26 protein-coding genes are annotated in these 24024 nt (G+C 51.5%); 22 read left to right on the forward strand and 4 right to left on the reverse strand.

All coding sequences use genetic code 11. The features are described from left to right. Positions 1-102: 102 nt before the first annotated feature. Positions 103-1692: a bifunctional metallophosphatase/5'-nucleotidase gene (locus tag MYS68_RS34775; protein WP_248930119.1), complete on the forward strand. Its 1590-nt coding sequence runs from the start codon at positions 103-105 to the stop codon at positions 1690-1692. A 93-nt stretch (positions 1693-1785) separates the two neighbouring features. Here MYS68_RS34775 and MYS68_RS34780 read toward each other — a convergent pair whose 3' ends face one another. Continuing rightward, the gene (locus tag MYS68_RS34780; protein WP_248930120.1) at positions 1786-2244 is read right to left on the reverse strand and encodes a DinB family protein; all 459 of its coding nucleotides are present in this window, start codon (positions 2242-2244) and stop codon (positions 1786-1788) included. Between the two features lie 157 nt (positions 2245-2401). On the opposite strand from MYS68_RS34780, the gene MYS68_RS34785 reads away from it, so the two are divergent. From MYS68_RS34785 to MYS68_RS34810, 5 genes are all read left to right on the forward strand, one after another. Then, the gene (locus MYS68_RS34785; RefSeq protein ID WP_248930121.1) at positions 2402-3349 is read left to right on the forward strand and encodes a helix-turn-helix transcriptional regulator; all 948 of its coding nucleotides are present in this window, start codon (positions 2402-2404) and stop codon (positions 3347-3349) included. 176 nt (positions 3350-3525) lie between these two features. Then, positions 3526-4317 (forward strand): alpha/beta hydrolase, encoded by a 792-nt coding sequence (locus tag MYS68_RS34790; RefSeq protein WP_248930122.1) that lies wholly within the window; start codon positions 3526-3528, stop codon positions 4315-4317. A gap of 3 nt (positions 4318-4320) precedes the next feature. Then, positions 4321-5307, forward strand: coding sequence for a 5-oxoprolinase subunit PxpB (pxpB, locus tag MYS68_RS39225; protein WP_420852184.1), 987 nt, complete (start codon positions 4321-4323; stop codon positions 5305-5307). Next, a complete protein-coding gene (locus MYS68_RS34805) occupies positions 5304-6314 on the forward strand; it encodes a 5-oxoprolinase subunit C family protein (RefSeq protein WP_248930123.1) in 1011 nt (336 codons plus the stop codon). The genes pxpB and MYS68_RS34805 overlap by 4 nt, the downstream gene beginning before the upstream one ends. A gap of 630 nt (positions 6315-6944) precedes the next feature. Further along, positions 6945-7238 carry a CD3324 family protein gene (locus MYS68_RS34810; protein ID WP_248930124.1) on the forward strand — a complete coding sequence of 98 codons (294 nt, stop codon included), beginning with the start codon at positions 6945-6947 and terminating at the stop codon, positions 7236-7238. Between the two features lie 249 nt (positions 7239-7487). On the opposite strand, the gene MYS68_RS34815 is transcribed toward MYS68_RS34810, so the two are convergent. The 3 genes from MYS68_RS34815 to MYS68_RS34825 form a co-directional block, all read right to left on the reverse strand. After that, complete coding sequence (locus MYS68_RS34815; protein ID WP_248930125.1) at positions 7488-7907, reverse strand: S24 family peptidase; 420 nt, start codon at positions 7905-7907, stop codon at positions 7488-7490. After that, the gene (locus tag MYS68_RS34820) at positions 7897-8535 is read right to left on the reverse strand and encodes an ImmA/IrrE family metallo-endopeptidase (RefSeq protein WP_248930126.1); all 639 of its coding nucleotides are present in this window, start codon (positions 8533-8535) and stop codon (positions 7897-7899) included. Before MYS68_RS34820 ends, MYS68_RS34815 begins: the two co-directional genes overlap by 11 nt. 125 nt (positions 8536-8660) lie before the next feature. Continuing rightward, positions 8661-9452: a helix-turn-helix domain-containing protein gene (locus tag MYS68_RS34825; protein WP_248930127.1), complete on the reverse strand. Its 792-nt coding sequence runs from the start codon at positions 9450-9452 to the stop codon at positions 8661-8663. Positions 9453-9620: 168 nt separating this feature from the next. Between MYS68_RS34825 and MYS68_RS34830 the strand changes: the two genes are divergently transcribed. The 16 genes from MYS68_RS34830 to MYS68_RS34905 all read left to right on the forward strand — a co-directional run bounded on the left by MYS68_RS34830 (position 9621) and on the right by MYS68_RS34905 (position 23941). Then, positions 9621-10274: a hypothetical protein gene (locus MYS68_RS34830; RefSeq protein WP_248930128.1), complete on the forward strand. Its 654-nt coding sequence runs from the start codon at positions 9621-9623 to the stop codon at positions 10272-10274. 768 nt (positions 10275-11042) lie between these two features. Beyond that, positions 11043-13883 carry a glycoside hydrolase family 55 protein gene (locus MYS68_RS34835; protein ID WP_248930129.1) on the forward strand — a complete coding sequence of 947 codons (2841 nt, stop codon included), beginning with the start codon at positions 11043-11045 and terminating at the stop codon, positions 13881-13883. A gap of 193 nt (positions 13884-14076) precedes the next feature. Continuing rightward, positions 14077-14235 carry a hypothetical protein gene (locus MYS68_RS34840; protein ID WP_248930130.1) on the forward strand — a complete coding sequence of 53 codons (159 nt, stop codon included), beginning with the start codon at positions 14077-14079 and terminating at the stop codon, positions 14233-14235. 140 nt (positions 14236-14375) lie between these two features. Then, positions 14376-14699: an HK97 gp10 family phage protein gene (locus tag MYS68_RS34845; protein ID WP_248930131.1), complete on the forward strand. Its 324-nt coding sequence runs from the start codon at positions 14376-14378 to the stop codon at positions 14697-14699. Positions 14700-14701: 2 nt separating this feature from the next. Then, positions 14702-15133: a phage tail terminator family protein gene (locus tag MYS68_RS34850; protein ID WP_248930132.1), complete on the forward strand. Its 432-nt coding sequence runs from the start codon at positions 14702-14704 to the stop codon at positions 15131-15133. Further along, on the forward strand, positions 15126-15317 hold the full coding sequence (locus MYS68_RS34855; protein ID WP_248930133.1) for a hypothetical protein: 192 nt from the start codon (positions 15126-15128) through the stop codon (positions 15315-15317). Before MYS68_RS34850 ends, MYS68_RS34855 begins: the two co-directional genes overlap by 8 nt. Beyond that, on the forward strand, positions 15318-16634 hold the full coding sequence (locus tag MYS68_RS34860; protein ID WP_248930134.1) for a phage tail sheath family protein: 1317 nt from the start codon (positions 15318-15320) through the stop codon (positions 16632-16634). It abuts the gene before it with no gap. 1 nt (position 16635) lies between these two features. Beyond that, complete coding sequence (locus MYS68_RS34865; protein ID WP_248930135.1) at positions 16636-17094, forward strand: phage tail tube protein; 459 nt, start codon at positions 16636-16638, stop codon at positions 17092-17094. 16 nt (positions 17095-17110) lie between these two features. Further along, positions 17111-17533: a phage tail assembly chaperone gene (locus MYS68_RS34870; protein ID WP_248930136.1), complete on the forward strand. Its 423-nt coding sequence runs from the start codon at positions 17111-17113 to the stop codon at positions 17531-17533. Positions 17534-17826: 293 nt separating this feature from the next. After that, positions 17827-19845, forward strand: a complete 2019-nt coding sequence (locus MYS68_RS34875; protein ID WP_248930137.1) for a phage tail family protein — start codon at positions 17827-17829, stop codon at positions 19843-19845. Next, positions 19842-20579: a peptidoglycan-binding protein LysM gene (locus tag MYS68_RS34880; protein ID WP_248930138.1), complete on the forward strand. Its 738-nt coding sequence runs from the start codon at positions 19842-19844 to the stop codon at positions 20577-20579. Before MYS68_RS34875 ends, MYS68_RS34880 begins: the two co-directional genes overlap by 4 nt. A 10-nt stretch (positions 20580-20589) precedes the next feature. After that, on the forward strand, positions 20590-21576 hold the full coding sequence (locus MYS68_RS34885) for an XkdQ/YqbQ family protein (protein ID WP_248930139.1): 987 nt from the start codon (positions 20590-20592) through the stop codon (positions 21574-21576). Continuing rightward, positions 21573-21914 (forward strand): DUF2577 domain-containing protein, encoded by a 342-nt coding sequence (locus MYS68_RS34890; RefSeq protein ID WP_248930140.1) that lies wholly within the window; start codon positions 21573-21575, stop codon positions 21912-21914. The genes MYS68_RS34885 and MYS68_RS34890 overlap by 4 nt, the downstream gene beginning before the upstream one ends. Continuing rightward, the gene (locus MYS68_RS34895; protein WP_248930141.1) at positions 21911-22309 is read left to right on the forward strand and encodes a DUF2634 domain-containing protein; all 399 of its coding nucleotides are present in this window, start codon (positions 21911-21913) and stop codon (positions 22307-22309) included. The genes MYS68_RS34890 and MYS68_RS34895 overlap by 4 nt, the downstream gene beginning before the upstream one ends. Position 22310: 1 nt before the next feature. Then, complete coding sequence (locus MYS68_RS34900; protein ID WP_248930142.1) at positions 22311-23345, forward strand: baseplate J/gp47 family protein; 1035 nt, start codon at positions 22311-22313, stop codon at positions 23343-23345. After that, positions 23342-23941: a YmfQ family protein gene (locus tag MYS68_RS34905; protein WP_248930143.1), complete on the forward strand. Its 600-nt coding sequence runs from the start codon at positions 23342-23344 to the stop codon at positions 23939-23941. Before MYS68_RS34900 ends, MYS68_RS34905 begins: the two co-directional genes overlap by 4 nt. The last annotated feature ends 83 nt before the right edge of the window (positions 23942-24024 follow it).

Here is a 24024-nt window from a genome sequence, read left to right on the forward strand (position 1 = left end):
TTACATAATGTCGAACGGTCGCGAAGGTGCGATTGTTTTCCCTCCCCGGAATTGATATAGTTTGTCTAAAATACCAAAAATCAAGATTTCGGGAGTGGTATCATGTCGGAGAGCAAGGCAGTTTTTGCTTTGACACTGCTGGAAACAAGCGACGTTCATGGAAATATTTTACCCATCCATTACGCAAATAATAAGCCAAGCGAAGTAGGGCTGGCCAAAATCGCCACGCTCATTCGCCGGGAACGCGAGCAAAACGAGCATGTGATCGTCATCGATAACGGCGATTTGGTTCAGGGCACCCCGCTTGCCTATCATCATGCGAGGCTGGACAGCGAGAGCCCCAATCCGATGGTCGCCTGCCTGAACGAACTGGGCTACGATGCGGCGGTCATCGGCAATCACGAGTTCAATTACGGCAAGGACTTTTTGCAAAAAGCGGTAAAAGAGTCGAATTTTCCGTGGCTCAGCGCCGGTTTGCTGAATGCCGGATCGGGGGAGCCTTTTTTCGGCAAGCCCTATATCGTAAAAACGTTTCCGGACGGCCCCAAGGTGGCCGTCATCGGGCTCACCACGCATTACATTCCGCATTGGGAAAACCCGGACCATATTCAAGGGCTTGTTTTTGAAGATGCGCTGGCGGCAGTCAAGCGCTGGATTCAATATGTTCGCGACAACGAACGTCCGGACGTGATCGTCGTTTCGTACCACGGCGGCTTCGAGCGTGATTTGACGACGGGCGAGCCGACCGAGCCGCTGACCGGGGAAAACCAGGGATATGCGATCTGCAAAGAGGTTCCCGGCGTCGATGTGCTGCTGACCGGACACCAGCACCGCAGCATCGAAGGTGTCCGTATAGACGGGGTGACCGTCGTGCAGCCGGGAGTGGCGGGAGCTACGCTCGGCAAAGTGCGGATAAAGCTGGAGAAGCGGGACGGAGCCTGGGTCGTCGCGGAGAAAAGCTCCGAGTTGATTCCGGTGGAGGGCGTTCAAGCTGATCAGGCGATTTTGGATATTGCGAAGGAGCATGAAGCGAAGGCTCAAGTGTGGCTGGACCAGCCGATCGGCAAGCTGAAGGGCGATATGCTCGTTCGGGACCCGATGGCGACGCGGCTGAAGGACAACCCGCTGATCGAATTCATCAACAAGGTGCAGATGGAGATTTCCGGGGCGCCGATCTCCAACACCGCTTTATTCGACAATATTTCGCCCGGCTTTCCTCCCGACATTACGATGCGCGACATCGTGTCGAATTACATTTACCCGAATACGCTGCAGGTTATCCGCATCAGCGGACAGGACATGAAGGACGCTCTGGAGCGGTCCGCCTCGTATTTCAAACAGTATGACGGCGGACCGATCGAGGTCAGTCCGGATTTTACGACGCCGAAGCCGCAGCACTACAATTACGACATGTGGGAAGGCATCGAATATACGATCAATATTTCCCGTCCAGTGGGAGAACGTGTGGTTGAACTGACCGTAAACGGCAAGCCGATCGACCCGTCCGCGGAGTATGACGTCGTCATGAACAACTACCGCGCCGGTGGTGGCGGAAACTATTTGATGTTTCAGGGCAAGCCGGTCGTGAGAGATATTCCGACGGATGTGGCGGAGCTGCTCGCTACTTACATTATGGAAAAAGGGACCATCGAAGCGACTTGCAACAATAACTGGAAAGTGATTCATGACTGAAATGGAATGCAATGGAGGGAGAACGACGAAGAGAAGGGCCCCCGGTTCATTCTCCCAATCCCGGGCACGTGGACACTTAGAGAAATCGGCTCTCTACCGCACTCCCCACTCCCACATGCCGTAAGCGGTTTTCTTGTCGAGCGGAACGCCCGCTTGGCGAAGCAGCAGGGCGATTTGTCCGCGGTGGTGGGCTTCGTGGGCAATCAAATATCCGAGAAATGCGGTCGGATGAGGCCTGAACCCCTTGATCCGGCCGGTTTCCAACCCAAGCTCCAGCAGGCGTTCGATCCGGTCGGCGGAATCGGCGAGCGCCGTCTGCAGCGCTGCTTTGGTTACGGAAACTTTCGAATCGTCATCTTTCGGCTCACCCAGCCATTCCGGGGCGGCTTGCTTCAGCCACATCCTCCGCACTTTGACGATATGATGCAGATGCTCCCCGACCGACCTTCCTTTTTCCCAAGAAGCTTTCAACTGCTCCTCATCGATCGCCTCCAGCATAAACAGATGAATCCGCTGGTGAATACGCCATGTCTCAAGCAAGGCATCGTTCATGTTTAATCCTCCCCGCGCCTGCACGCAGGCAATGAGAAACGGCTTGTCATCCTATGCCGCGCGGCGCTATATTGTTTGTAACCACTGGCAGCGTAACAGGAAATAGTGACAGAACCTGTCATATTCGAAATAATTTGGCGGAAAAGGAGGACCGGGGATGGCCAAGCCGAAGCGGCTCATCGAGCTGCTCATGACGGTAAACGCCAAAAGAAGGTTTACCGTGCAGGAGCTTGCGGACGAGTTTCATGTGTCCAAGCGGACGATTTTACGCGATCTTCAGGAGCTGAGCGAGCTCGGGGTTCCGCTGTATTCGGAAGTGGGGGCGGGGGGCGGTTACCGTGTGCTGCGGGAGAAAATGCTGCCTCCGATATGTTTTTCCGAAGAGGAGGCGACGGCGATGTTTTTCGCTTACCAGTCGCTGGAGCAATACTCGGCGCTGCCCTTTGAGGAGTCGTCCGTCTCCGCATTGAAAAAGTTTTATCATTACTTGCCTGCAGAGGCCAAGGAGCGCATTCAGGCGCTTCAGAACCGCTTTATGTTCAAAGTGCCGAAGCACAAGCTGGGGGCGAAATATTTAAAGCCGTGCCTGGAAGCGGCGCTTCGCGGTCAGGTGCTGTTCATCGAATACGACTCCGAAAACGGCGTCAGCAAGCGGGACATTCAGCCGATCGGCGTGTATGCGATGAACGGGCTCTGGTATTGTCCAGCCTATTGCTTTAAAAGCGAAGAGATGCGGATGTTCCGCGTAGACCGGATCGTATCGGCCGAGGTCAAAAACGATCAGTCCGTACGGAGAGAAGATGTGCGGAAAAAAACGCTCGTAGACTGGTTTTCTTTTGAAAACCAAACGCATGAAGTGGAGCTGGAGGTGGAGCTGACGCCGCGGGGCGTGAAAAAATGCCAATCCGACATCTGGCTTTCCTCCGATTTGCATGTGCGTTCCGACGGAACCGGAGTGATTCGGACGACGATCGACCGCCCTTTCATTCCTTGGGCGATCGACTTTTTCATGGGTTACGGAACGGAGGCCGTGCTCACAAAGCCGGATTTTGCGGTGGAGATGATCAAAAACCGGCTGGACGAGCTGCGCAAGCTGTATCAGTAGGGGCAAACTTCCGATCGAAAAACCACCGGGGTTAAGACGTGTGCCATTCGTCACGGCCCATATGAAATTTCCGGCGCAAAAAAAGATGCGAACGTTTTCACGCTGTTGTATGATTTTATATGGAACGGATTGCGGATTGTTGATCAATATTGGTTTAGCGACGAGGAGGAAAAGGGATGGAAGAAATTTTATTGTGGTCTGATGGGACACCTTATGCTCAGGGAACTGGAAAAGAAGATATTCCGTACATCGTGCCGTTTCCGGTGGAAAGCGCGAATCCGGCTCCCGCCGTCATCGTTTGTCCGGGGGGCGGCTACGGAAGAAAAGCGGAGCACGAGGGGGAGCCTGTAGCACGCTGGCTCAATTCTCTGGGCATCGCCGCATTCGTGCTGCAGTATCGCGTTGCGCCTTACCGGCATCCGGTGCCGCTCGGCGATGCCAAGCGGGCGATCCGGCTCGTGCGGAGCACGGCGGCCCGCTGGAATATCGATCCGCAGCGCGTCGGCATTCTCGGCTTTTCTGCGGGCGGGCATCTGGCATCGTCGGCGGGCCTTCACTACGACCTCGGCAATCCGGAAGCGGACGATGCGGTGGAACGCGAAAGCAGCCGTCCCGACTTGATGGTGCTGTGTTACCCCGTTATTACGTTCGGAGAATTTACGCATGCCGGTTCAAAATCGAATTTGCTCGGACCCGAGCCGGATGAAGAGCTCGTCAAACTGCTGTCGGGTGAGCATCAGGTGACCGCCGAGACGCCGCCGGCTTTTCTGTGGCATACGGCGGACGACGCGTCAGTTCCGGTTGAGAACAGCCTGCAGCTGGCTATGGCGCTCAGCAGGCATAAGGTGCCGCACGAGCTGCACGTGTACGAGAGCGGACGGCACGGCCTCGGCCTTGCCGGGGATCATCCGGAGGCCCATACGTGGACGACGCTTTGTGCGAACTGGCTGCGCAAGCGAGGGTTTTAGAAGATGCCGTCCGTATCGCAGTTCGAGCTGTATCCCCTCGGAGATGCGGCAGTGACGGTGCGCTTCGGCAGCGCTGTGGATCCTGCGGTGTTCGAAGCCGTTCAGGAGGCGGCCGGCCGATTGGAAAGGGCGAGGCACCCGCTGGCGACGGAGATCACCTGCGCTTATGCGACCGTAACGGTGTATTACGAGGGGGGCGCGGGCGAAGGCGGGCCAGTGCAGCGGGCTGCGGAAGTCGGTGACAGCTTTAGTAAGGCGAAAGCGGGAGGAGCGACCGGTGCTTCGGAGGTCCGGATGGACGCGGGAAGCGAGGCGGAAGTAAGGCGCGCGGACATGCCGGAGGAAAAGTCCGGCATACCGTCAGATGGTGCTTCCTGGCAAGGATTTCGCATCTCGGCGGAAGCACCGATCTCCGGGGAATCACCTATCTCCCCGGATTCGGCGTACGGGCGCATATGCAGCTGGATTCGCGAGCGGCTTCACGATATGAGCGAAGCTGAGCCCGCCGACGGTGCCGGGGAGTCCGCTTCGGGCGCTTCGCTCTTTGAAATCCCGGTATGCTACGGCGGCGCTTACGGACCGGATCTTGTGGAAGTGGCGAGGCGCTGCGGGCTGACGGAGGATGCCGTCGTAGAGCTGCACAGCCGGGATGTATACAAGGTGTACATGGTCGGATTTGCCCCCGGCTTTCCGTATCTCGGCGTCGTTCCGCCGCAGCTTGAAATGCCGCGCCGCGCCGAACCGCGGCTGTCCGTAGCGGCCGGTTCGGTCGGTTTGGCCGGCCGGCAAACCGGCATTTACCCGCTTGAATCGCCGGGAGGCTGGCAAATCATCGGGAGGACGCCGGTCCGGCTGTTTCACCCGCTGCGGCAGCCGCCGGCCCTGCTGAGGCCCGGGGATCGCGTCCGGTTCGTTCCTGTGCCGGAGGCGAAGTTTGAGGAGCTTCGCCGATTGGCCGTGCCGAAAGGCGGAAAGGGGGGCGGCCTATGACCGTGACGGTGCTGCGGCCCGGCCTGCACACGACCGTGCAGGACCTCGGCCGCTTCGACTATAGAGGCGTCGGCGTGCCGGTGAGCGGCGCTTTGGACGCATTTGCGATGCGGGTGGCCAACCTGCTGGCCGGAGGCGCCGAAGGCTGCGCCGTGCTGGAGGCGACGATGGCCGGCCCTGCGCTTCGCTTCGAGCAGAGCGCGCTGATCGCGCTCTGCGGCGGCGAGCTGGACGCCCGCGTGGACGGCGCGCCGGTGCCGTATTGGCGCCCGGTGCTGGTTCGCCGCGGAAGCGTGCTCGAGCTCGGCTACGCCCGCAGCGGCTGCCGGGCGTACATCGCCGTGGCCGGCGGCTTCGCCGTGCCGGCCGTTATGGGCAGCGCCAGCACGTACGTGCGCGGCGGCTTCGGGGGCTTCGCCGGCCGTGCGCTGCAGGCCGGCGATACGCTCGCCCGCGGAGAGCCCGGCCCGGCCGGGCGGGCTCTCGCGGAGCGGCTGGCGGCGGCCGCGCCGGGCGCCGCGGCGGCGTGGCCGCCGTGGTTCGTGCAGCCGGAGCTGCTGCCGGCCTACGGCCAAGGCGTCACGGTCCGGGCGATCCCCGGCCCGGAGCTGGACCGCTTCGATCCCGCTGCCCGGGATCGGTTCTGGTCCGAGCCGTACCGCGTGACGGTGCGGTCGGACCGGATGGGCTGCCGGCTGGAAGGAGCGGAGCTCCAACTTCGGCAGCCGCTGGAGATGGTGTCCGAGGCGGTAGCCCCCGGCACCGTCCAAGTGCCGCCGGGCGGGCAGCCGATCGTGCTGCTCGCCGACTGCCAGACGACCGGGGGGTATCCCCGGATCGCCCACGTCGCGGCCGTCGATCTGCCCCTGCTCGCGCAGCTGAAGCCGGGTGATACCGTGCGGTTCCGCCCCGTCACCGTGGAAGAAGCCGAAGAGCTGCTGTGGATACGCTCCCGGGAGCTGCAGCTGCTCGCCGCAGGGATTGCGGCAAGGATTAAATCGGTATAACGATTCTTTCGCTTGAGCGAGCCTTCCGAATGTGAGTTAATGGAAGTGCGGCCGGCAGCGCGGCAAATGGCGACGTTTGCAGCGGCTTCGTTTAGCTAGCGAACGGAGGAAGCGGCCAGTTCTCGAGAAAGGAGTGATCGAAAGAAATGATTACGTTACCTGAGGTGGTCTCTGCGTAAAGCAGAGCCTTGCAACCGGAGGCCTTCGGGCCTCCCCTATATTTTTTGCTGGACATACATACTTGTCTTTGGTTATACTGAAAGTGTGTTGGATAATAATGTTAAATAATAACAGGTGAAAGGAGCGTTGTGCCGTGCTGACAACATTTGGATTTGAGGGGTTTCCCGATTAACAATTGAATAAGCTCGTAACAAGACCGTCCACCTGCTAAGTTTCATATTGGAAGAACCAGGGGTACACGATTGTTTTTGGGGATCGTGTTTTTTCATTTTTGCCGCCTGGGTTCGGGCTCGTGACGTCTGCTGCAGACGTTTTTTTGTTTTTCGGGAAATTCAAAAAACTAATTAGGAGGTATAACGATGAGCACACTTAATACATTTGGATTTGCATTTGGAGTTAATGCTTGGAAGTCGGAAACAGCTCAAGGTAAACTTAAGGAGGTTTTTGTAAATGAGTTACAAAAACGGAAAAGATGTTCTTCCCCCTAGCTTGCTTAAACAGCTGCAAGAATACATTCAGGGTGAGATTATTTATATACCGAAAAAAGAACAAAAACGCGCGGGATGGGGCGAGAACAACGGAACCCGCCTGTTCATCAAACGGCGCAACAACGAAATTTTTCAGCAGTATCAGAACGGCTCAACCGTAAGGGAGCTGATCGAAAAATACCATCTGTCGGAAGACAGCATCCGTAAAATCATCGTCAAAACCCGCGTCAGCCTGGCGCGGCAGGCGGAGATGTGATGGCACGGACACACATGAGCCGCGGACCGGTGGAAGGGTCCATCGGCGGCGGACGAACCCGGAGGCGCAGAAGCGGCCTCCGGGTTATTTGTATAGAGATTAATTAGCTGGAGACGTCCAACATTCCGAATCGCGAGAAAAAACTTCCGCCGCCGGGGGCCCCACCAAGTATTCGGAATTTGCTGCGAAGCGTATCTTCACTTTGTTGGGGGAGCAGCTATCGCTCTTAAGTTTTCCTCATGCGACCGGTCAGTGAAAATGAACGATCTGCACATGCTCGTCGTCTTTCATCGCGTTATCGAGCACCGCGACGATCCGGATGTTCTCCGTCGGCAGCTGCAGCTCGGGGTATATGTCGCCCGGTACCCGCAGCAGGGTCGTATCCCCCGACCAATGCGCTTCCCGGATAATATACTCGTCCTCTTGGCGGATCAGTGCGATTTGTCCGCTGGCGCGAAGCGGCTGTGTCGTTCCGAACAGCAGATAGTCGCCTTGGCGAATGCCGAGTCCGGCAAGTCCCTCGTCGGCGAGCTGCAGCGCGAACTGGGCCTCGGTCACCCGGGGCAGTTGCAGGTGCGGGGCGCGGGACAAGTCGGCATCGTCCAGGCTCAAGCTGAAAAAGCGCTTCGTTCGGCCTTCGGCGACCACCGGTATGATTTTAGTTTGCATCGTCGGCCTCCTCTTTTACATATCCGACGACGCCTCTTTCCTTACTGTAAAGCATCGTTGAACGGCCTGTTCGAACGGCAAAATCGATGCCACCGCTTCTAAACCGGTTGTCCTGCCCCCGAATGCCGGCTTGAAAATCATCCTCCCGCCGCGAGGCGAGCGACTGCCTGACGAAATGCTCCAGCCTGCGCAGCGCAAACGCCGGACGGACGCGAAATATGCTTGCGATCGAAGCGGCCGCTTCGGTCTTGTGCTCCGGCAGCTCCAGCGCGAGCAGCATAAAAGTGGGCACGCAAAGGTGCATCGCGAACTGATCGGCCTTAGCCTCCTGAAGCCGGATGAAATCGATCGGCATGACCAACTGGTTGCCGGCGTGAAGCAGTATATGGCACAGCTCGTGGGCGAAATCCTCCATCTGCTCCTCGCGCGAAAGCCTGCTGTCGAGAATGATCGAGCCCATGCCGCCGCGTTCGAGCGCCCTGCTGCTCATCTCTGCATAATGCACCCAAATATCAAGCTTGTCCGCTATAACTTCCGGCTCCAGCTGCTCCGGCTGCGTGATTCCGAGATGCTGCAGCATTCCGCTCACTGTCTCCTCCAGCGGCGTCATTTTATATCCGTACTTCATAAATTCCCTCCATATATCTGACCGTATTAAAAAAGTTCAAGCCTCTTCATTCGCCGTTACCCATAGAACGGGAATGAACGTTCGATATATAGGTTGAAGAAAAGCCTTTCCGAGGGCTTTCCGCTTCATTCTCCTTGCCGCTGTCCAGGAGAGCGTCCCGCTTCCCGCTGCTTGATAATATCCCAAATCTGCCTAAGCTCCGCGCGCCGTTCCTCCGGGGCCTCGAGCAGCTCCTTGAACCACAAGCCGAGCTCGGGATCGGTATCCTGCAGCGAAAGCTCGGGGAGAACGGTTGAGGAGGAGGTGGCGGTACTTGCATCTTTATCGGCATGGCCGTTCCTACTGGCTGAACCTTCGGTATCATCTCCCGAACCTGAAGCTTCCGCAGTAGCATCGTCGGCATTTGTGGTACCTGCGGTAGAGGGGGCCGTATGGCGAAGTCCCATTACGGCATCGCCGCTTAATCGCGGACTGCGCTCTGTGGGAACGTTGTGCACCTGAGAACGGCTTAAAGAGAAATGCGCTCCCCTTGCAAAAAGCGTTCCGGGGCCCCCGGGACGGCGCTCGGCGAGACCGCTTCTATGCGAACTCCCTTCGCGAATCGGCCCTTCCACCGCTTGATCGCTCGTGCGCGAGCGAGTGCCCGTTGCGGGATGTTCCCCTGCGGAACTGCCCGAACCTGAAGCTTCCGCGTCAAATCCGCCACGAGACGGTTCCTTCGGCGGAGTTGTTCCGAGCAGTTCGTCCACGCTAACCTGCAGCAGCACGGCCGCTTTGCGGATGGTGTCCAGCGACGGCTCCCGATACCCTGTTTCGTAACCGGCATATGTACTTTTGGCGATACCCAGCTCATCGGCCATACGCTGGATGGACCAGCGGCGGCTTTTGCGAAGCTGCTGCAATTTCGGACCGATCATTTGTCTTCATCTCCGGCGAACTTATGTTTGTATATATAGTTTCGCATAACGCGTACGTTTTTTCAATAGTCTGGAAATAAATTAAAATTTATGCTTGAAATGTACGCGAAATGCGTACATAATATAATTGAATAGGAACATATGTTTGCATAGAAGGAGCCGTGAACCATGACGAAATGGACGAAGACGGATCAAGAGCATTTCAGGGAACATATTTGCGGAGCATGTCCCGGCAGTCTTTGGGGAGAGAAGAGCATTTGCCGCATTCATCAAATATCGATCGGACAAGTTGAGGACTGCCCGGAATGGAAGCCGCGATCCGGAGCGCGTAAAGCGGTAGTGAGGGAAGCGGAGGAAGATTATGGTTCCTCCTCCGGACAAGCCTTCGAAAGAGCCATCCAGGTGGATGAGGAAGTTAAAGACTACTCGTGGATGGTGCGCGAAATGGTCCGCTTGCGGGAAGAACTGGAACAGATCGACACCGGCTTAACGTCCAAATACGGAATCGATGCCGCCCAACCGAAAGGCAAGGGCACGTACAGCAGCGTCGTATTAAGAGAAGTGCAGAAGCGGGATAAATGCTGGAAGCGGCTTTTGGCGCTGGAGGAGAAGGTGAAGCGGATCGACGCGGCGGCGGAGCAAGTGAAGGACGGCCGATACCGGACCGTGCTCGAATGTATGTTGGACGGGCAGCGGATGAACGCGATTGCCCGGCACATCGGAGTGTCGCGGCAGCGGCTGTACGAAATTCGCCGGGATCTGATGGTGCAGCTTGCATCTTATATGTATGGAGAGGAAGTAAGCAGAGATCGGACGGGTTGATGATTTGATTATTTAAGGCATATTAAACCAAAATTCAAATAAAATCCTTTCCGGTTTATATGTAATGACAGGAACAATGAACAATCTGGGTGAACCCTGGGTTGGACAGGGAGCTGACGTAGGGCGGCTCCTTTTTGTTTCCGGTAGTAAATCTTTTGTGGAAGGAGGAGGAACATTTTGGGCAAGGATGGCTCGTACCGGCAACCCTTAAATCAGTAAGCACGCCTAGAGCCGGCCAAGCTGTTTCGGCATATACTGTAAAGGCCAATGGCGGGTCTGGAATAACGGCTACTGCATAGATCCATCCAGTAAACTCACTATGGACTTCGGCTTTAGACTGTACCCTACTGGAGCAATCGTCAGTTGCAGCGTGCCTGTGCTATAGCTGTTCTTGTATGCACAGGCAGCGTCACAGGGTACGATACTTTTGTAGAGTACAAGCGTATCTTCCGGCAAAAACCGCCAAGGCGTCGCGACGGCCGCGCCGTATGGAGTGTATATGCGGTTGGTGCAGTAACAAATCGGTAAAGAATACGGACCTGTACAGCTTTTGATTAAGGAGCTGGGCAGGTAGCGAGCGTCTGTTTCGACCATCGCGCAAAACGCCAACTTATCGTCTTGAAGAAATGGTACACCTTAACAACGCATGGCATCAAAAAAAGTTTGAGGAGATGTACTCTCTCATCAAATATTATGCACCCTATTGGCTGAGCGGTCCTGGAAAATAGATGGCTAAGCTTTTATAAACAATAAATATGGGGTGATAAGATGAGTACGGATCTGGGTATAAGTGTAAAAATCTTTGGCGCTGTTGGCGATGGAGTCACTGACGATTCATCGGCAATTACAAACGCTGTGAACAGTGACGAGGGCACGATTATTTTCCCTAAGGGAGTATACGCTGTAGACGCCAACTTAACTTTACCGAAGTCAAAAAAGGTCGTATTTGCTGCCGGTGCCAGATTGAAAGTAAACGCCGGTCGTACTGTTGCCATAGACTCCCCGATAGACGCACCTTTGCAGCCAATATTTACAGGAAGTGGGACCTACACAACCAGTGTAAAAGGGTCCGTATTTTATCCGCAATGGTTTGGCGGTACTAATGAAGGGGACGAGGAGAAAGGCGTCATCACCTACAGGGCCTCTATCTCCGCAGGATCAAACATTTTGACCATACCGGACGCCGATAAGACCAAGTTTAAAGATGGGCAGACCATCATGATTGTAGGGGCAGGAGCCAATTTGCAATCTACATTTCCAACCAAAGTCCCTCTGCCCACGCTCACTTTAACGAATAAGTACAACGTTCCCGTGCCTGCCGGTACCACCACTTATAGATATAGGATTTGTATCCTTGATAAATACGGCGGATATACGGCTGTCAGCGATATTGCTGAAATCAATAATGCGCCTGACAAATTAGGGTATGATACCGGCAGGGTCAAAATCACCTTCCCTACAGGAGTGCAGCGGCATGGGTGGGCAGTGTATGGCGAACAGACCAACCCTCCGGGCAGTAGGGGGATCTTGGGTATTTTCAGGGATGTTACGGCATTTATGGAAGATATGGGCCAAGGCGATATTTCCGCAGGGATACCGCCGTGGGTGTCTTCAACTCCGCCTGCCTCAAAGGTAAACAGAATTTTAACCACAACTATAGTTTCGGGCGGCGGCACCACTTCCCTGGTGTTAGCAGACTCCGCTATCAACACAGTATCCAATATGGCAGTTTTAGGTGATAATACGGCGATAATCAACAAAATGTACGACATGCTAAGCGCTGCCGGCGGAGGTACTATCCTGCTTTCCAGGGGTGTATACCATGTCAAAGTAAACCCTGATACAGCCAGAACTCTGCTCATCACATCCAATGTAAATCTGGTATCCAAGGAGAAGGGGATCATCTTATGTCACACAAATATATGTGTGGATAACCAAACCACTCTCAGCGGCAAGGGGGATACTGCGTCTAACTGGACTATTGACGGAGTAGTGCTTGATGGAGGAAATCGGGTTTTTACCTGCGAATTCGCCCACGTATTCCTTAACACGACAGGCAATGGCCCATATAAAAACTTTGTCGTGAAAGATTGTGAATTCAGATACCAAAAAGGCAGGATGATAAGCACCAATCAGGGAAGTTGTGAGGAATACAGGATAACCGGAAATTATTTCCACCATAGCTGCTCTAATGTCGGCGGCATAGGCGGCACCAAGTATATGGTGGATCATAATTTGATGAAAGACTGCTATAATGGTATAGATATGAGCGGAGGCAGTAAAGTCGGTACAGCCGAGGCCCTCATCCTAAGAAGTTTGGTAAACGGTCTCAATCCGGGGACAACCAGCTATGGGGACATCGTGTACAACACTATAGAGAACTGGGGTTCTATAGCTTTTGGCGGGGCATTGGCTGTTTATAAGAATATTAATATTTCACATAACACCGTCATTGGCGCCAATCTGGGCTGCAGCGGTATATTGGAAAATATCAATATCTCTAATAACAAGATAGTTAGAGCACCGCTCCCTGGCATTCCTATGTATTTCGATGGTCAGTCCATAAAGTTGGAAATGACGGTACCCGGTCAGTCTGCGAAAAATATTGTCATCAAAGACAACACCATTAAAGTTAAAACCGATCCGCTTAGTGGGCACAGCTGTTCCGGTATCAGCGTGGCTGCTAACAATGCTATAGCGGCCAACATCAAAGGGGTTAGTATCATTGGCAACAGCATCGAGCTGGATGCCGAATGCCCATACAATGCCATGGATATACACGGTGGAGGCAAGGACTACATTATATCGGACAATAGAATGATCATGCCTAATCCGGCCCAGGAGTGCTCAATTGAAGTATATACGAATATAGCCGATGCTAACTGGACAGTAGAGAACAACTACTCCCCGGGTAAAATCATGCTTTTACCGGCAGGGTCAATAGTAAAAGGGAACAGGGTTGGCGGTATAAGGGTGTTCGGAAATTCTATTATCAGTGAAAACTATATAAGCGGGTATATAACAACATCGGCTCAAAATACATGGGGGGGCGTAGTCAATTTACTGGGCGACAGGGTTACAGTTTCCAACAACGTATTTGACCTTGCCGATCACGGTAACGCTACCCAAGCCGCGATAGGTGCTGTGTATGCTTCAAAGGACCACGTAATCCAAGGAAATTTATTTGTTAACATGGGCAGCAGCAGAACGACCATCATATCGGTGTCTGCCGACTACTGCACAATCTATAATAACATAGGGGCAGGCAGCAGCAGTAAAAGAGTTACTGAGCTCTCTGCCCTGCCTACCGCAGCGGTTTACTGGAATAAAGGAGATAAGATATACAATACCAATCCGACTGCATATATAGGGTGGGTGTGTATGACAGCAGGTTACTCCTATGAGTTAACGTGGGGGGCAAATAAGTTATATGACTCCGGTAAGGTAGTTAAGTCCGGGAACTACGTGTATAGAGCATCCCAGACCGGTACGGGGACATCCGGCGGCGTAGCACCCACACACACATCGGGAAGCGCCATGGACGGTACGGTGACGTGGGAGTATGTTGGTCCGGCGGCTGACTTTAAGACTTTTGGGGCTATTGTGTAACCGGATCGTTCAGGCTGACAATTTTGGCAAATAAGGAACAATATACAAAAATTGTTCGAACACATGTTCTTGTTTTATAATCAAGTCAGGAACAATAAACAACCCGGTTAAACCCGGGGTGGACAGGGAGCTGCCGCAGGGCGGCTCTTTTTGTTTCCGTAAAGCAAGCTTTGGCGGAAGGAGGTGGGGCAGGATGAGTTCTCGACTCGCCGGCGGCGACGAGCCGAAGCTGATGCCGCCGCGCAAATGCGCTTCCTGCATTTGGGGACGGTGGGAGGGCAGCGTGCAGTTTTGCATGAAGCCGGTCTGCATCAAGGAATCGGCGCGAACCAAGCGGCTTCAGCCGAATTGAACGGGAGGTGAACGGGCGATGCGCGGCAGCGTGACGATGCCGGACCGGCGTGCGGGTCCGGTTTTGAACGATAGGTAAGTACGCTTTATAGTGGTATTCACGTTTCGTTTAACAAGAATTCATTCAGAGCGGGAAGGCCTATGAGCAAATTTGGCGATTTTGAATTTAAAGATTTCAATGCTTTGGGGCAAAAGCTCGATAACATGCATGCTGCTACACCTCGCTTTTTTGAGGATTGTTTGGATGAGCTTGCTTCCAGATTGAGGGCAAAAGTTATAAAGAAGACACCTAAAGACCACAGCGGCTGGACAGCCGGACCTATTCAAAGAAAGGCCGGCTTCTATACGGTGGAGATAAAATATCAAGGTGCGGATTTCCAATCGCTTCGGGAGTTGGAAAACGAGATGGCCGCAGTGGTGGAAAATAAAGCAAATCGATTTATTAAGCAGCATTTGGGATGGTGAATATGACAAACAGCGATATCAAAAATGGTATTGCGCAGCGTCTGTCGGAGATGGAACCGGGAATTTCGATATACACGGACGAATTGCAGGAATTTCAAAAGCCTTGTTTCTTCCTATTTACCTTAAACGGCGTTCAGAGCCGGGAGACGGGCGGAAGGTACAAACGGACCTACGCATTTGAAATTCAGTTCATTCCCGATGGGAATTCGTCCCAGAAAAGAACGGATTGCGAGATCATGGGCGAGCGATTATTCGATCAGTTGGAATTTGTACCTTATTCGGGCTCTTCTATTCGAAGCAGCGATATAAAGTTTGAAATCATGGATCAAGTTCTTCATTTTTTCGTCAATTTTGACGTTTATCTCATAAAAGATAAGCTGCCGTCCCCCAAAATGATGCACTTGAAACAGGAGGAGAAACTTCACAATGTCTAAAGAAAATAAGCCTAAATCGCAGGACGATGCTCCTGTGTTTACAAAACAACAGTTTTTGGCGTCCAATCAGTTTTCGTCTGTAGAAAAGGATGCGCTAAACGCCCTTCTTCAAAACGGCGAGTACTATACGACGGAGCAAGTCGAGACAATTATTCATAAGTTTCAGAAAGGATTGGTGAAATAAATGGCTGGTGGAACATGGACCATTCAAAATAAAGTTCGTCCCGGTATGTATATTAATTTTGTAGGTGAGGGAGGTCCTGCCGGCACGGCGGGTGAACGCGGCGTTGTCACGATGGGCTTGCCGCTTAGCTGGGGCGATTCCAAAAAAGTGATGACGATCAGCGCCGGTGACGATACGAGCGCTGTCTTGGGCTACGATATTTCGAATCCCCAAATTTTGCTGGTGAGGGAAGCGCTGAAAAGGGCAAAAACGTTGCTGCTTTATCGTCTGAACACGGGAACGAAAGCTACGGTTGCTGTTTCCAACCTGACAGCAACCGCTAAATATGGCGGAACCAGAGGCAACGATCTTTCGATTGTAGTCCAGACCAATTTGGATGACAATTCCAAGTTCGATGTAAAAACGTTGCTTTCGGGCGAAGAAGTCGACTCTCAAACAGTGTCCGGCATTGACGAACTCGCTAATAACGATTGGGTCGATTTCAGCGGTGCAGGCACGCTTACGACTACAGCCGGCGCTCCGTTAACCGGAGGTGCCAACGGTACGGTGACCAACCAGGATCATATGGATTATTTAACCGCCATTGAAGTGTTTGAGTTTCAAACGATGGCGCTCGTCTCGAACGATGCGACGCTTAAATCGTTGTATAAATCTTTTGTGGAGCGTTTGCGCGACAGCGAGGGAAGAAAGGTTCAGGTTGTCGTGGAAAACTATCCTGCAGCGGACTATGAAGGGATCATCAGCGTCAAAAACGGTGTAAAATTGTCGGACGGCACGATCATTGACTCCGTTAAAGCTACTGTTTGGGTGGCTGCTGCGACGGCTGCAGCCCAGGTGAACCAATCTCTTACCTACCAAGCGTACGATGATGCGGTTGACGTGGATATCCGGTATACGAACTCTCAAATTGAAGCTGCGCTGCTGAACGGGGAATTTGTTTTCGTTCAAAACAACAACCGGGCTATCGTCGAGCAGGACATCAATTCTTTCAAAAGCTTTAGCCCGGCCAAGGGCAAAATGTTTTCCAAAAACCGCGTGATCCGCGTGCTTGACGGCATCGCTGTAGATTTCAAAAACATTTTCGATCTGTATTACAACGGCAAAGTCGATAACGATGCCGACGGCCGAAGCACGCTTTGGAACGAATACATTACGTACCTCAAGTCTCTTCAAAACATCAATGCCGTTCAAAATGTAAATTCGGAAACGGATGTTGTCGTTCTGCCGGGCGAAGATTCCGACAGCGTGTACGTGGAAGTAAGCGTTCAGCCAGTGGATTCGATTGAAAAAGTATATACGAAAGTGAAGGTGAAGTAATATGGCATTTTTACAGGCGAGAGATACGATCAGTGGTCAAGAGGGCAAGGCTTTTATGATTATCGGAAGTCAAAGGGAAGAAATGTTCTACGTCAAGAAACTGGAGGCAAAGGCCGAAAAGGACAAGGCCGAGATCAAAACGCTTGGTAAGCGCGGCACTCAGTATAAGCCGAAGGGATGGAAAGGCACCGGAACTATGACGATTTACTATGTGACGACCAAGTTCCGGAAAATGATGCATGACTACATCACGACGGGGAAGGACGCCTTCTTTGACATTCAGGTTGTGAACGAAGATCCTTCGTCGAGCATCGGCAAACAAACGGTGATTTTGAAAAACGTCAATCTGGACAGCGTGATCATGGCTTCGCTTGACACCGATTCGGATGCTCTTGAAGAAGAAGTGTCGTTCACTTATGACGATGTCGAAATTAAAGATAACTTTACAAAAATTATTTAATAGGTGAGGAGTATCTATGAGCGACTTACGTGTTTTCTATGCGCAAAACGCAGCCATCGACATTACGGAAGAGGTTGTCGTCTCCGAACGGTTCAAGGATGAGCAGGGACAGCCGGTTCCCTGGAAACTTCGGAGCATGACCGAAGCGGAAAACGAGGAGTGCCGCAAGGCGGCTACGCGCCGAGTAAAAGGTAAAAACGGGATGTATGTTCCGGAGACGAACTCCGAGGAATATATCGCCCGCCTGGTTGTCGCGAGTGTCGTTTTCCCTAACCTTAAGGATGCCGAACTTCAAAGTTCCTACGGGGTCCTCGGCGCAGAAAACCTTCTGCGGAAAATGCTGCTCCCCGGGGAGTATACGACCCTTATTCAAAAGGTACAGGAGCTTAACGGGTTCGATCAGGATATCAACGAGCTTGTCGATGACGTAAAAAACTGATTAAAGGGGGCGACGGTGAGGCTAACTATGCTTACTACGCCCTCCATGAGCTAAAAATTTTACCCCAAGATTTGCTGAAGATGTCGAAGCGCGAGCGCGCCGTCATTTATGCGATGATTGATATTCGCGTGGAGACGGAAAAGCAGCATCGCGCGAAGAAGTCGAGGTAATTTGGGGAAAGTAGTTACGGGAAGGGCAGAGAGCTTGTCCCTAAGTTGTGGAGGAGGCTCCTGCCTTTCCCGTTTTTATTGAAGTGTCAAAACATCGTTATTTTAGGAAAGGAGGGTAAATATTTGGCAACAATCAGCGCAACATTAAGGCTCTTTGACCGGTTTTCCCAAACTTTGGCGAAAGCTCGAACAAGTATGAATGCAACTACCAAGACGGCTCAAAAGCTGCAGCAGCAGCTCAGTGTCCCTGTCCAGATGAATGTAGGTGCAGCGGTAAATACGAGCAGCCTGGGCCGAGTAGGAAGGACGATTCGAGTCTTTTTGAGGAGGCTTCCGGTTATCGTTCAGGTTGCTTTGAATGTGGCAAGACTGGCTGTCGCCGCGGGCCGAATTAAACAATTATTCGGAGGAAACCAACCAGGACCGGCTAATAGTTCCGCTGCTACAGGAGCAGTTTCCGAAGCAATAGGAGCCAATGAAAAATCCGAGGGGTTCTTGGAAAAAGCAAAGTCTGTAGGAGAAGCTTTCGGAGGTATGGAGACTATCCAGAAGCTCGGCGAAGCAACCATTGGCGGAGCCATGGAATATCAGAAGCTAAAAGATATGTTTATAGCAAAAACAGGGGATGCCGAGGTCGGATCGGCGATGTTTGAGAAGTTTAAAGCCGATGCACTTAAAACGGGTACCGAAGTCAAAGAAGCGCTGGAAGGATCTTTATCACTTTTGTCGGTAACCAAAAACACGGATCAATTAACCAAGCTTAATGATTTTGCGCAGCGGCTTCATGCCTTCGACAGCTCCGGCAGCGGGTACGAAGAAGCGGTTTCGGCGGTAAAAGAAGCATTTTCCGGCGATACCTCTTCACTTGCCGAGAAATTTAGTATTCCTGAGAGCGAAATAGAGAAATTGAATCTTGGTGAACTTGGTAAATCAGGTAATATGGATGGGTTTTTAAAAGCGTTCGATGAGCTTTTGGCAAAACAGGGCATGGGGAAAGAAGCTTTTGACAAGATGCTCAGCACCCCTACAAAACAATTAGACCAATTGAGCGGAAAATTCAAGTCCGCGTTGGCCGATTCCGGGGGGATGGCCTTACAATCTCTCCTGCCGCTGATTACCGTGCTTAATCAAGCATTTGACGAAGGGAAATTCAAACCTTTCTTTACAGGTCTGCAGGTTGCTTTATATGCTATTGGCAACGCAGCGTCAACAGTTGTCGGCTTCATTATGAATCACTTAGTAGCATTACAGAACGTGTTGTTGGCCGTTGGCATTATAGCGGCTGTCGTTGCCGCAATTTGGCTCGGTTCCTGGATTATCGCGGTGTGGCCTGTATTTGCCGTCATTGCCATTGTAGCTTTACTTATTGCCGTCTTAAATGATTTTGGAGTATCCACCCAACAAATTGTCGGCTTCGTGTCGGGAGCGTTTTTCGCCTTGTTTGCTTATTTGCAAAATGTAATCGCCGTATTTTGGAACTGGCTTGTCGCATTTGTCGAGTTTTTTGCAAATATGTTCAACGATCCGGTGTATGCCATCAAAAAGCTTATATTTGATCTTGTTAAAGGAATGGTTGAATTCTTTATCAACTTCATTAAAAGCATAGACAAAGGACTTAATTGGCTGATCAGTAAAATAAACTCAATAACGGGTCTAAAAATTGACGTTGACATTGAATCGTTAGACACCAAGTTTTTGGACCAATTTAAGCCAACTACAAATGAAGATGTACGCGATTTATCCAAGTACCGGATGCCTCAAAAGAATGTAACCGAAGCTTTCGGCCAAGGTCTTAAGTTTTCCGACATTGCCATCAACGCCGTTAAAAATGGAAGCGGCAATATGGATTTTAACAGTATCTTCGGGAATTGGAACGCCAAGCAGCCCCCTGCAAACATAGGACGTGTAGACACTGTGGGCAAAATCGATGATACCGTGGATGTTTCCAGCGAAGATCTGGATGTCATGCGGGATTTGGCGGAAATTCAAAGCATCCAAAATTTCGTTACGTTGACGCCTACGGTGCAAGTATCTACAGGGGACATACATCAAGGCGCCGATATCGATGCGATGATCAAAAGAATCGAAGAAGCGATGGAGGCGACCCTCGCTAATTCCGCGCAAGGGGTGTATTCCTATTGATTGAACATTATGGTATCGAGCTTAGCTTCAACAATTATGCCGAAGGATTTCGAATTCCGGTAAACCCGGATTCCATCGAAGTCCGCGAGGAAGGGCAGGGTAAAACCTACAATATCGTCGGCATCGGCGGAGGCACGCAGGAGACGAGAGCAGGCGAGATCAATGTGATTCAGAATCCGAGGCTCAAAGAGATCAACTTCAGCAGCTTTTTTCCGTTTCTTACAGAAAAGCCTTATCCTCCGTATGTTGTAACTAACGATGTGAAAGCCCCGATGCAATATGTGCTGCTGATTCGAAAGTGGCAGGAAAGCCGACGACCTATCCGGTTTATTTATAACATGGCGACCTCGAAGCTGACATCAAATGACGTTCGCGACATCAACATCCCTGCATCCATAGAAAAATTTGAATGGAAAGAGGTTGCAGGTTCTCCCGGCGATATTGAGTACAGCTTAACGCTCAAGGAGTACGTTTTCTACTCGGCAAGAAAAATAACGGAAACCAGGGATGAAAACGGCCAATTGATATTGATTCAACAACCTCCCGGACGTCCGGATGGCAGAATTCGACCGGAAACATACTCCCTCCCGGAAGGCATGAATCTTTCCACATTGGCTTTAATGCTGCTCGGAGATGACAGCCGCAGCAAGGAGATTCAGGATCTGAACGGCCTCACGGATGCGGAAGCGAAACATTTGCCGGCAGGTAAGTATCTGAAAATACCTCAGAATTAGGGAGGTACACATGCTTGAAATCATAATCAACGACAAAAAAGGGAATTTATGGGATATATCCAATATTGTTTCGGAGGTAACTTATAAAACGAGCAAGATCGGCAAGCCTTCCAGCATCGAATTCACCTTTATCAAAGGCGGATTATATGAAGACCGCGATTTTAATCTCGATGTCGGCAACATCGTCAGAGTCAAAAAAGATGGGCAAAACCTTTTTTTTGGTTATGTTTTCGCTGTGGATGGCGGAAGAGCTGAAGATGTACGGGTAACGGCGTACGACCAAACCCGTTATTTGTTATTTAACTATTCCTATAAGTTTGAAGATAAATCGGTAACGGAGATCATTCAGCGGATTGCCGAAGACTTCAAATTAAAAGTCGGCTATCTTGCCGATACGGGATACAAAATTCCTTCCATGCTGGAATTGAATGCAAAACTGCTGGATATCATCTGCAAAGCCTTAAACAAGACGCTTATCGCAACCACGGTAAATTACATTTTCTATGACGATTTTGGGCGGCTGTCTTTGCGCGATGCCAAGGATATGACGGTCAACATTTCGCTTGGAGATGCCAGCTTGGTGTATGACTATAAGCAAAAACGCTCCATCGAAAACTCCTTCAACCGGGTACTACTCGTGCAAAAAAGCAAGCAAGAGGGAAAGGACAAGCATTATATTTCCCAAGAAGACAGCCACATCGTACAATGGGGGCTGCTCCAGGAATATCGGGAATTCGACGAAAAAATGAACGAAGCGCAAATTATTCAAACACTGAAAAATTTGATCAGGCTGAAGAATAGAGTGGAGCGCTCGTTTCAAATCGAAGCTTTAGGAGACGCGAGAGTCCGTGCAGGCTGTTATATTTCAATCAGCATCGACGAGCTCGGAATTAACCAGCGTTTTTTGGTGAACGAATGCACGCATAAGTTCGAGGGGGCGATCCATACGATGTCCTTGGATTTGATGGATATCCGGGTAGGTGATGATCCGATATGAGACTTTTGGAAATAATTAAACAAGCGGGAGTCGGAGCGGTGGAAGCTGGAAATCCGGTGGCGATCATGTTCGGAACCGTGACTCAAACGAATCCATTGGAAGTGAGTATCGACCAGCGCTTAATTCTTTCAGAGGATTTTTTAGTCATTCCTGAGCAACTAACTCCTTTTACAGTGGACTTGAAACACAGCCATTCTTATAAGGATGGAGTAACGGAAGAAGCCCTGACCGAACCGGTAGTCATCCGAAAAGGTTTGGAGACGGGGGATAAATTGCTGCTGCTTCGCGTTCAGGGAGGTCAGCAATTCATTATACTGGACAAGTTGGTGAACGTATGATACCCCAAGGAGGTATTTTATCAAGCACAAACTCACAAAAAGTGGTTAACGGACCGAGCAAGACGTACCGCTTCGATATAAAAACGGGGCGAATTCGCGGCAGGGTGGACGGACTCGATGCGGTCAAACAAGCGGTCTATAAAATCCTTGAAACCGAACGATTCCAATATTTGATTTACAGCTCGAATTATGGATTCGAGTTCAAGGATATTTTGGGAAGCGACCCGCTATTTTTTAACTCGAAGATTACGAATCGGATTCAAGAGGCGCTGCTTCAGGATGACAGGATTAAAGCGATCGAAAATGTGCAAATCTCGAGCGAAGGCGAAGAAGCGGTCGTCCAATTTACGGTTGTATCGACTTATGGAAGCTTCCAAATAGCCAAGGAGGTTTAGTATGTATGAGAATCAGACCTATCAAGTAATTCTTCAAAGAATGCTTGCGCGTATTCCTTCGGATATCGACAAACGCGAAGGCAGCATCATCTATGATGCATTGGCACCGGCAGCACTTGAGCTTGCGCAGCTTTATGCGGAGCTGGATACCAACATCAACCTGTCTTTTGCCGGTACTTCAAGTGGAGAATATTTGGATCGCTGCATCGCATGGTCGGGGATCACCCGTAAGCCGGCGACCAAGGCCAAGCTGAAAGGGTTGTTCTATGATGCCGGCAACAGACCGTTCAATATTCCGATAGGCAAAAGGTTTTCGATTTCAAGCGTCACCTTCGTTGCCGTTGAACAGATTGCAGCCGGTCAATTCGTGATGGAATGCGAGACGGCGGGGAATATCGGCAATCAGCAGGTGGGAACTTTGCTGCCTATCGACTATATCGACGGTCTGGCGCGAGGGGAACTGACCGAAATCCTTATTCCCGGCGAAGAGAAGGAATCGGATGCGTCTTTGTTGGACAGGTATCAACAGAAAGTAACGAAGCCGGTTACAGGCGGGAACCGCTATCAATATGAAGTTTGGGCGCGAAACAACCCCGGGGTCGGTAAAGCGAAGGCTTTCCCTGAATGGAACGGTCCGCTCTCCGTAAAGGTGGCCCTGCTCGGAACGGATATGACGGCGCCAAGTCCTGCTGTGATCGGCGAAGTTGCGGAGTACATCGAGAGCGTTCGCCCGATCGGAGCGCAGGTTACGGTGGAAGCAGCCGGTGAAGTTCCTATAGATGTTTCCGCCAAACTGACCGTTACTGCCGGTACGGATTTACAGCAAGCATCAGCGGTATTTGAAAAGGCTTTACAGCAATATCTCGTATCGCTTGCTTTTGAAGATCCGTGGGTACGCTATGCAAGAATTGCAAATTTGATTCTGGATACCCCGGGTGTACTCGATTATTCTAACCTGACGGTTAACGGCGGAACCGGCAATATCCAAATTGAAGATGGGAACGTAGCCGTTATGGGGACGGTGGTGCTCACATGAGCCGTTTGGATTTATTGATGCGGTATTTGCCGTGGTATTACGATAATTCATATGAAATGAAAGAGCTTATGAGCACGGAGGGCTTGGAGTTCGATGCTTTGTTCACGGCCTCGGAAAGCGTGTTTGATCAACATTTTGTGGAATCCGCAACTTGGGGGCTGGACCGGTGGGAAAGCGAGCTGGCGATTCCGACGAATCCCCAGAAGCCTTACGCTGAGCGGCGTTCGGTCATTATCTCCAAGCTTCGCGGCACCGGTACGGTGACAGTCGCTCAAATTAAAAACGTGGCCGAGGCTTTTGACGGCGGGACCGTGGATGTCGTGGAAAAGCTGGATGAATACAAGTTTTATATCAAGTTTATCGATACGCGCGGCATCCCGTCCAATCTCAACGATTTAAAAAAGCTAATCGACGATATTAAACCGGCGCATCTATCGGTAGAGTACTTGTTTACTTACTTTATTTGGAACGAGCTGGACTATATGAGATGGACGTGGGATGCGCTTGACGAAATCCGTTTAACATGGGACCAAATCGAAGTTTTCCGCGGTACTTCCATTCCGGAGACTGGTATTCCACTGAGAGGAGTTGAATAAGCACACTATTTTATGGTTGGTCAATCGCGGCGAAATCAAGTAATAAACAGAATAACTCTTTCTGCGATCCGATCTCTTTTCTG

Origin of the sequence: Paenibacillus hamazuiensis (genome assembly GCF_023276405.1) — a bacterium.
Lineage (GTDB): Bacteria > Bacillota > Bacilli > Paenibacillales > NBRC-103111 > Paenibacillus_AF > Paenibacillus_AF hamazuiensis.

What these genes read in the sequence shown, in the direction of transcription:
- MYS68_RS34775 (WP_248930119.1), top strand. Translation starts at nt 103, where the DNA reads ATGTCGGAGAGCAAGGCAGTTTTTGCTTTGACACTGCTGGAAACAAGC.
- MYS68_RS34780 (WP_248930120.1), bottom strand. Translation starts at nt 2,244, where the DNA reads ATGAACGATGCCTTGCTTGAGACATGGCGTATTCACCAGCGGATTCAT.
- MYS68_RS34785 (WP_248930121.1), top strand. Translation starts at nt 2,402, where the DNA reads ATGGCCAAGCCGAAGCGGCTCATCGAGCTGCTCATGACGGTAAACGCC.
- MYS68_RS34790 (WP_248930122.1), top strand. Translation starts at nt 3,526, where the DNA reads ATGGAAGAAATTTTATTGTGGTCTGATGGGACACCTTATGCTCAGGGA.
- pxpB (WP_420852184.1), top strand. Translation starts at nt 4,321, where the DNA reads ATGCCGTCCGTATCGCAGTTCGAGCTGTATCCCCTCGGAGATGCGGCA.
- MYS68_RS34805 (WP_248930123.1), top strand. Translation starts at nt 5,304, where the DNA reads ATGACCGTGACGGTGCTGCGGCCCGGCCTGCACACGACCGTGCAGGAC.
- MYS68_RS34810 (WP_248930124.1), top strand. Translation starts at nt 6,945, where the DNA reads ATGAGTTACAAAAACGGAAAAGATGTTCTTCCCCCTAGCTTGCTTAAA.
- MYS68_RS34815 (WP_248930125.1), bottom strand. Translation starts at nt 7,907, where the DNA reads ATGCAAACTAAAATCATACCGGTGGTCGCCGAAGGCCGAACGAAGCGC.
- MYS68_RS34820 (WP_248930126.1), bottom strand. Translation starts at nt 8,535, where the DNA reads ATGAAGTACGGATATAAAATGACGCCGCTGGAGGAGACAGTGAGCGGA.
- MYS68_RS34825 (WP_248930127.1), bottom strand. Translation starts at nt 9,452, where the DNA reads ATGATCGGTCCGAAATTGCAGCAGCTTCGCAAAAGCCGCCGCTGGTCC.
- MYS68_RS34830 (WP_248930128.1), top strand. Translation starts at nt 9,621, where the DNA reads ATGACGAAATGGACGAAGACGGATCAAGAGCATTTCAGGGAACATATT.
- MYS68_RS34835 (WP_248930129.1), top strand. Translation starts at nt 11,043, where the DNA reads ATGAGTACGGATCTGGGTATAAGTGTAAAAATCTTTGGCGCTGTTGGC.
- MYS68_RS34840 (WP_248930130.1), top strand. Translation starts at nt 14,077, where the DNA reads ATGAGTTCTCGACTCGCCGGCGGCGACGAGCCGAAGCTGATGCCGCCG.
- MYS68_RS34845 (WP_248930131.1), top strand. Translation starts at nt 14,376, where the DNA reads ATGAGCAAATTTGGCGATTTTGAATTTAAAGATTTCAATGCTTTGGGG.
- MYS68_RS34850 (WP_248930132.1), top strand. Translation starts at nt 14,702, where the DNA reads ATGACAAACAGCGATATCAAAAATGGTATTGCGCAGCGTCTGTCGGAG.
- MYS68_RS34855 (WP_248930133.1), top strand. Translation starts at nt 15,126, where the DNA reads ATGTCTAAAGAAAATAAGCCTAAATCGCAGGACGATGCTCCTGTGTTT.
- MYS68_RS34860 (WP_248930134.1), top strand. Translation starts at nt 15,318, where the DNA reads ATGGCTGGTGGAACATGGACCATTCAAAATAAAGTTCGTCCCGGTATG.
- MYS68_RS34865 (WP_248930135.1), top strand. Translation starts at nt 16,636, where the DNA reads ATGGCATTTTTACAGGCGAGAGATACGATCAGTGGTCAAGAGGGCAAG.
- MYS68_RS34870 (WP_248930136.1), top strand. Translation starts at nt 17,111, where the DNA reads ATGAGCGACTTACGTGTTTTCTATGCGCAAAACGCAGCCATCGACATT.
- MYS68_RS34885 (WP_248930139.1), top strand. Translation starts at nt 20,590, where the DNA reads ATGCTTGAAATCATAATCAACGACAAAAAAGGGAATTTATGGGATATA.
- MYS68_RS34890 (WP_248930140.1), top strand. Translation starts at nt 21,573, where the DNA reads ATGAGACTTTTGGAAATAATTAAACAAGCGGGAGTCGGAGCGGTGGAA.
- MYS68_RS34895 (WP_248930141.1), top strand. Translation starts at nt 21,911, where the DNA reads ATGATACCCCAAGGAGGTATTTTATCAAGCACAAACTCACAAAAAGTG.
- MYS68_RS34900 (WP_248930142.1), top strand. Translation starts at nt 22,311, where the DNA reads ATGTATGAGAATCAGACCTATCAAGTAATTCTTCAAAGAATGCTTGCG.
- MYS68_RS34905 (WP_248930143.1), top strand. Translation starts at nt 23,342, where the DNA reads ATGAGCCGTTTGGATTTATTGATGCGGTATTTGCCGTGGTATTACGAT.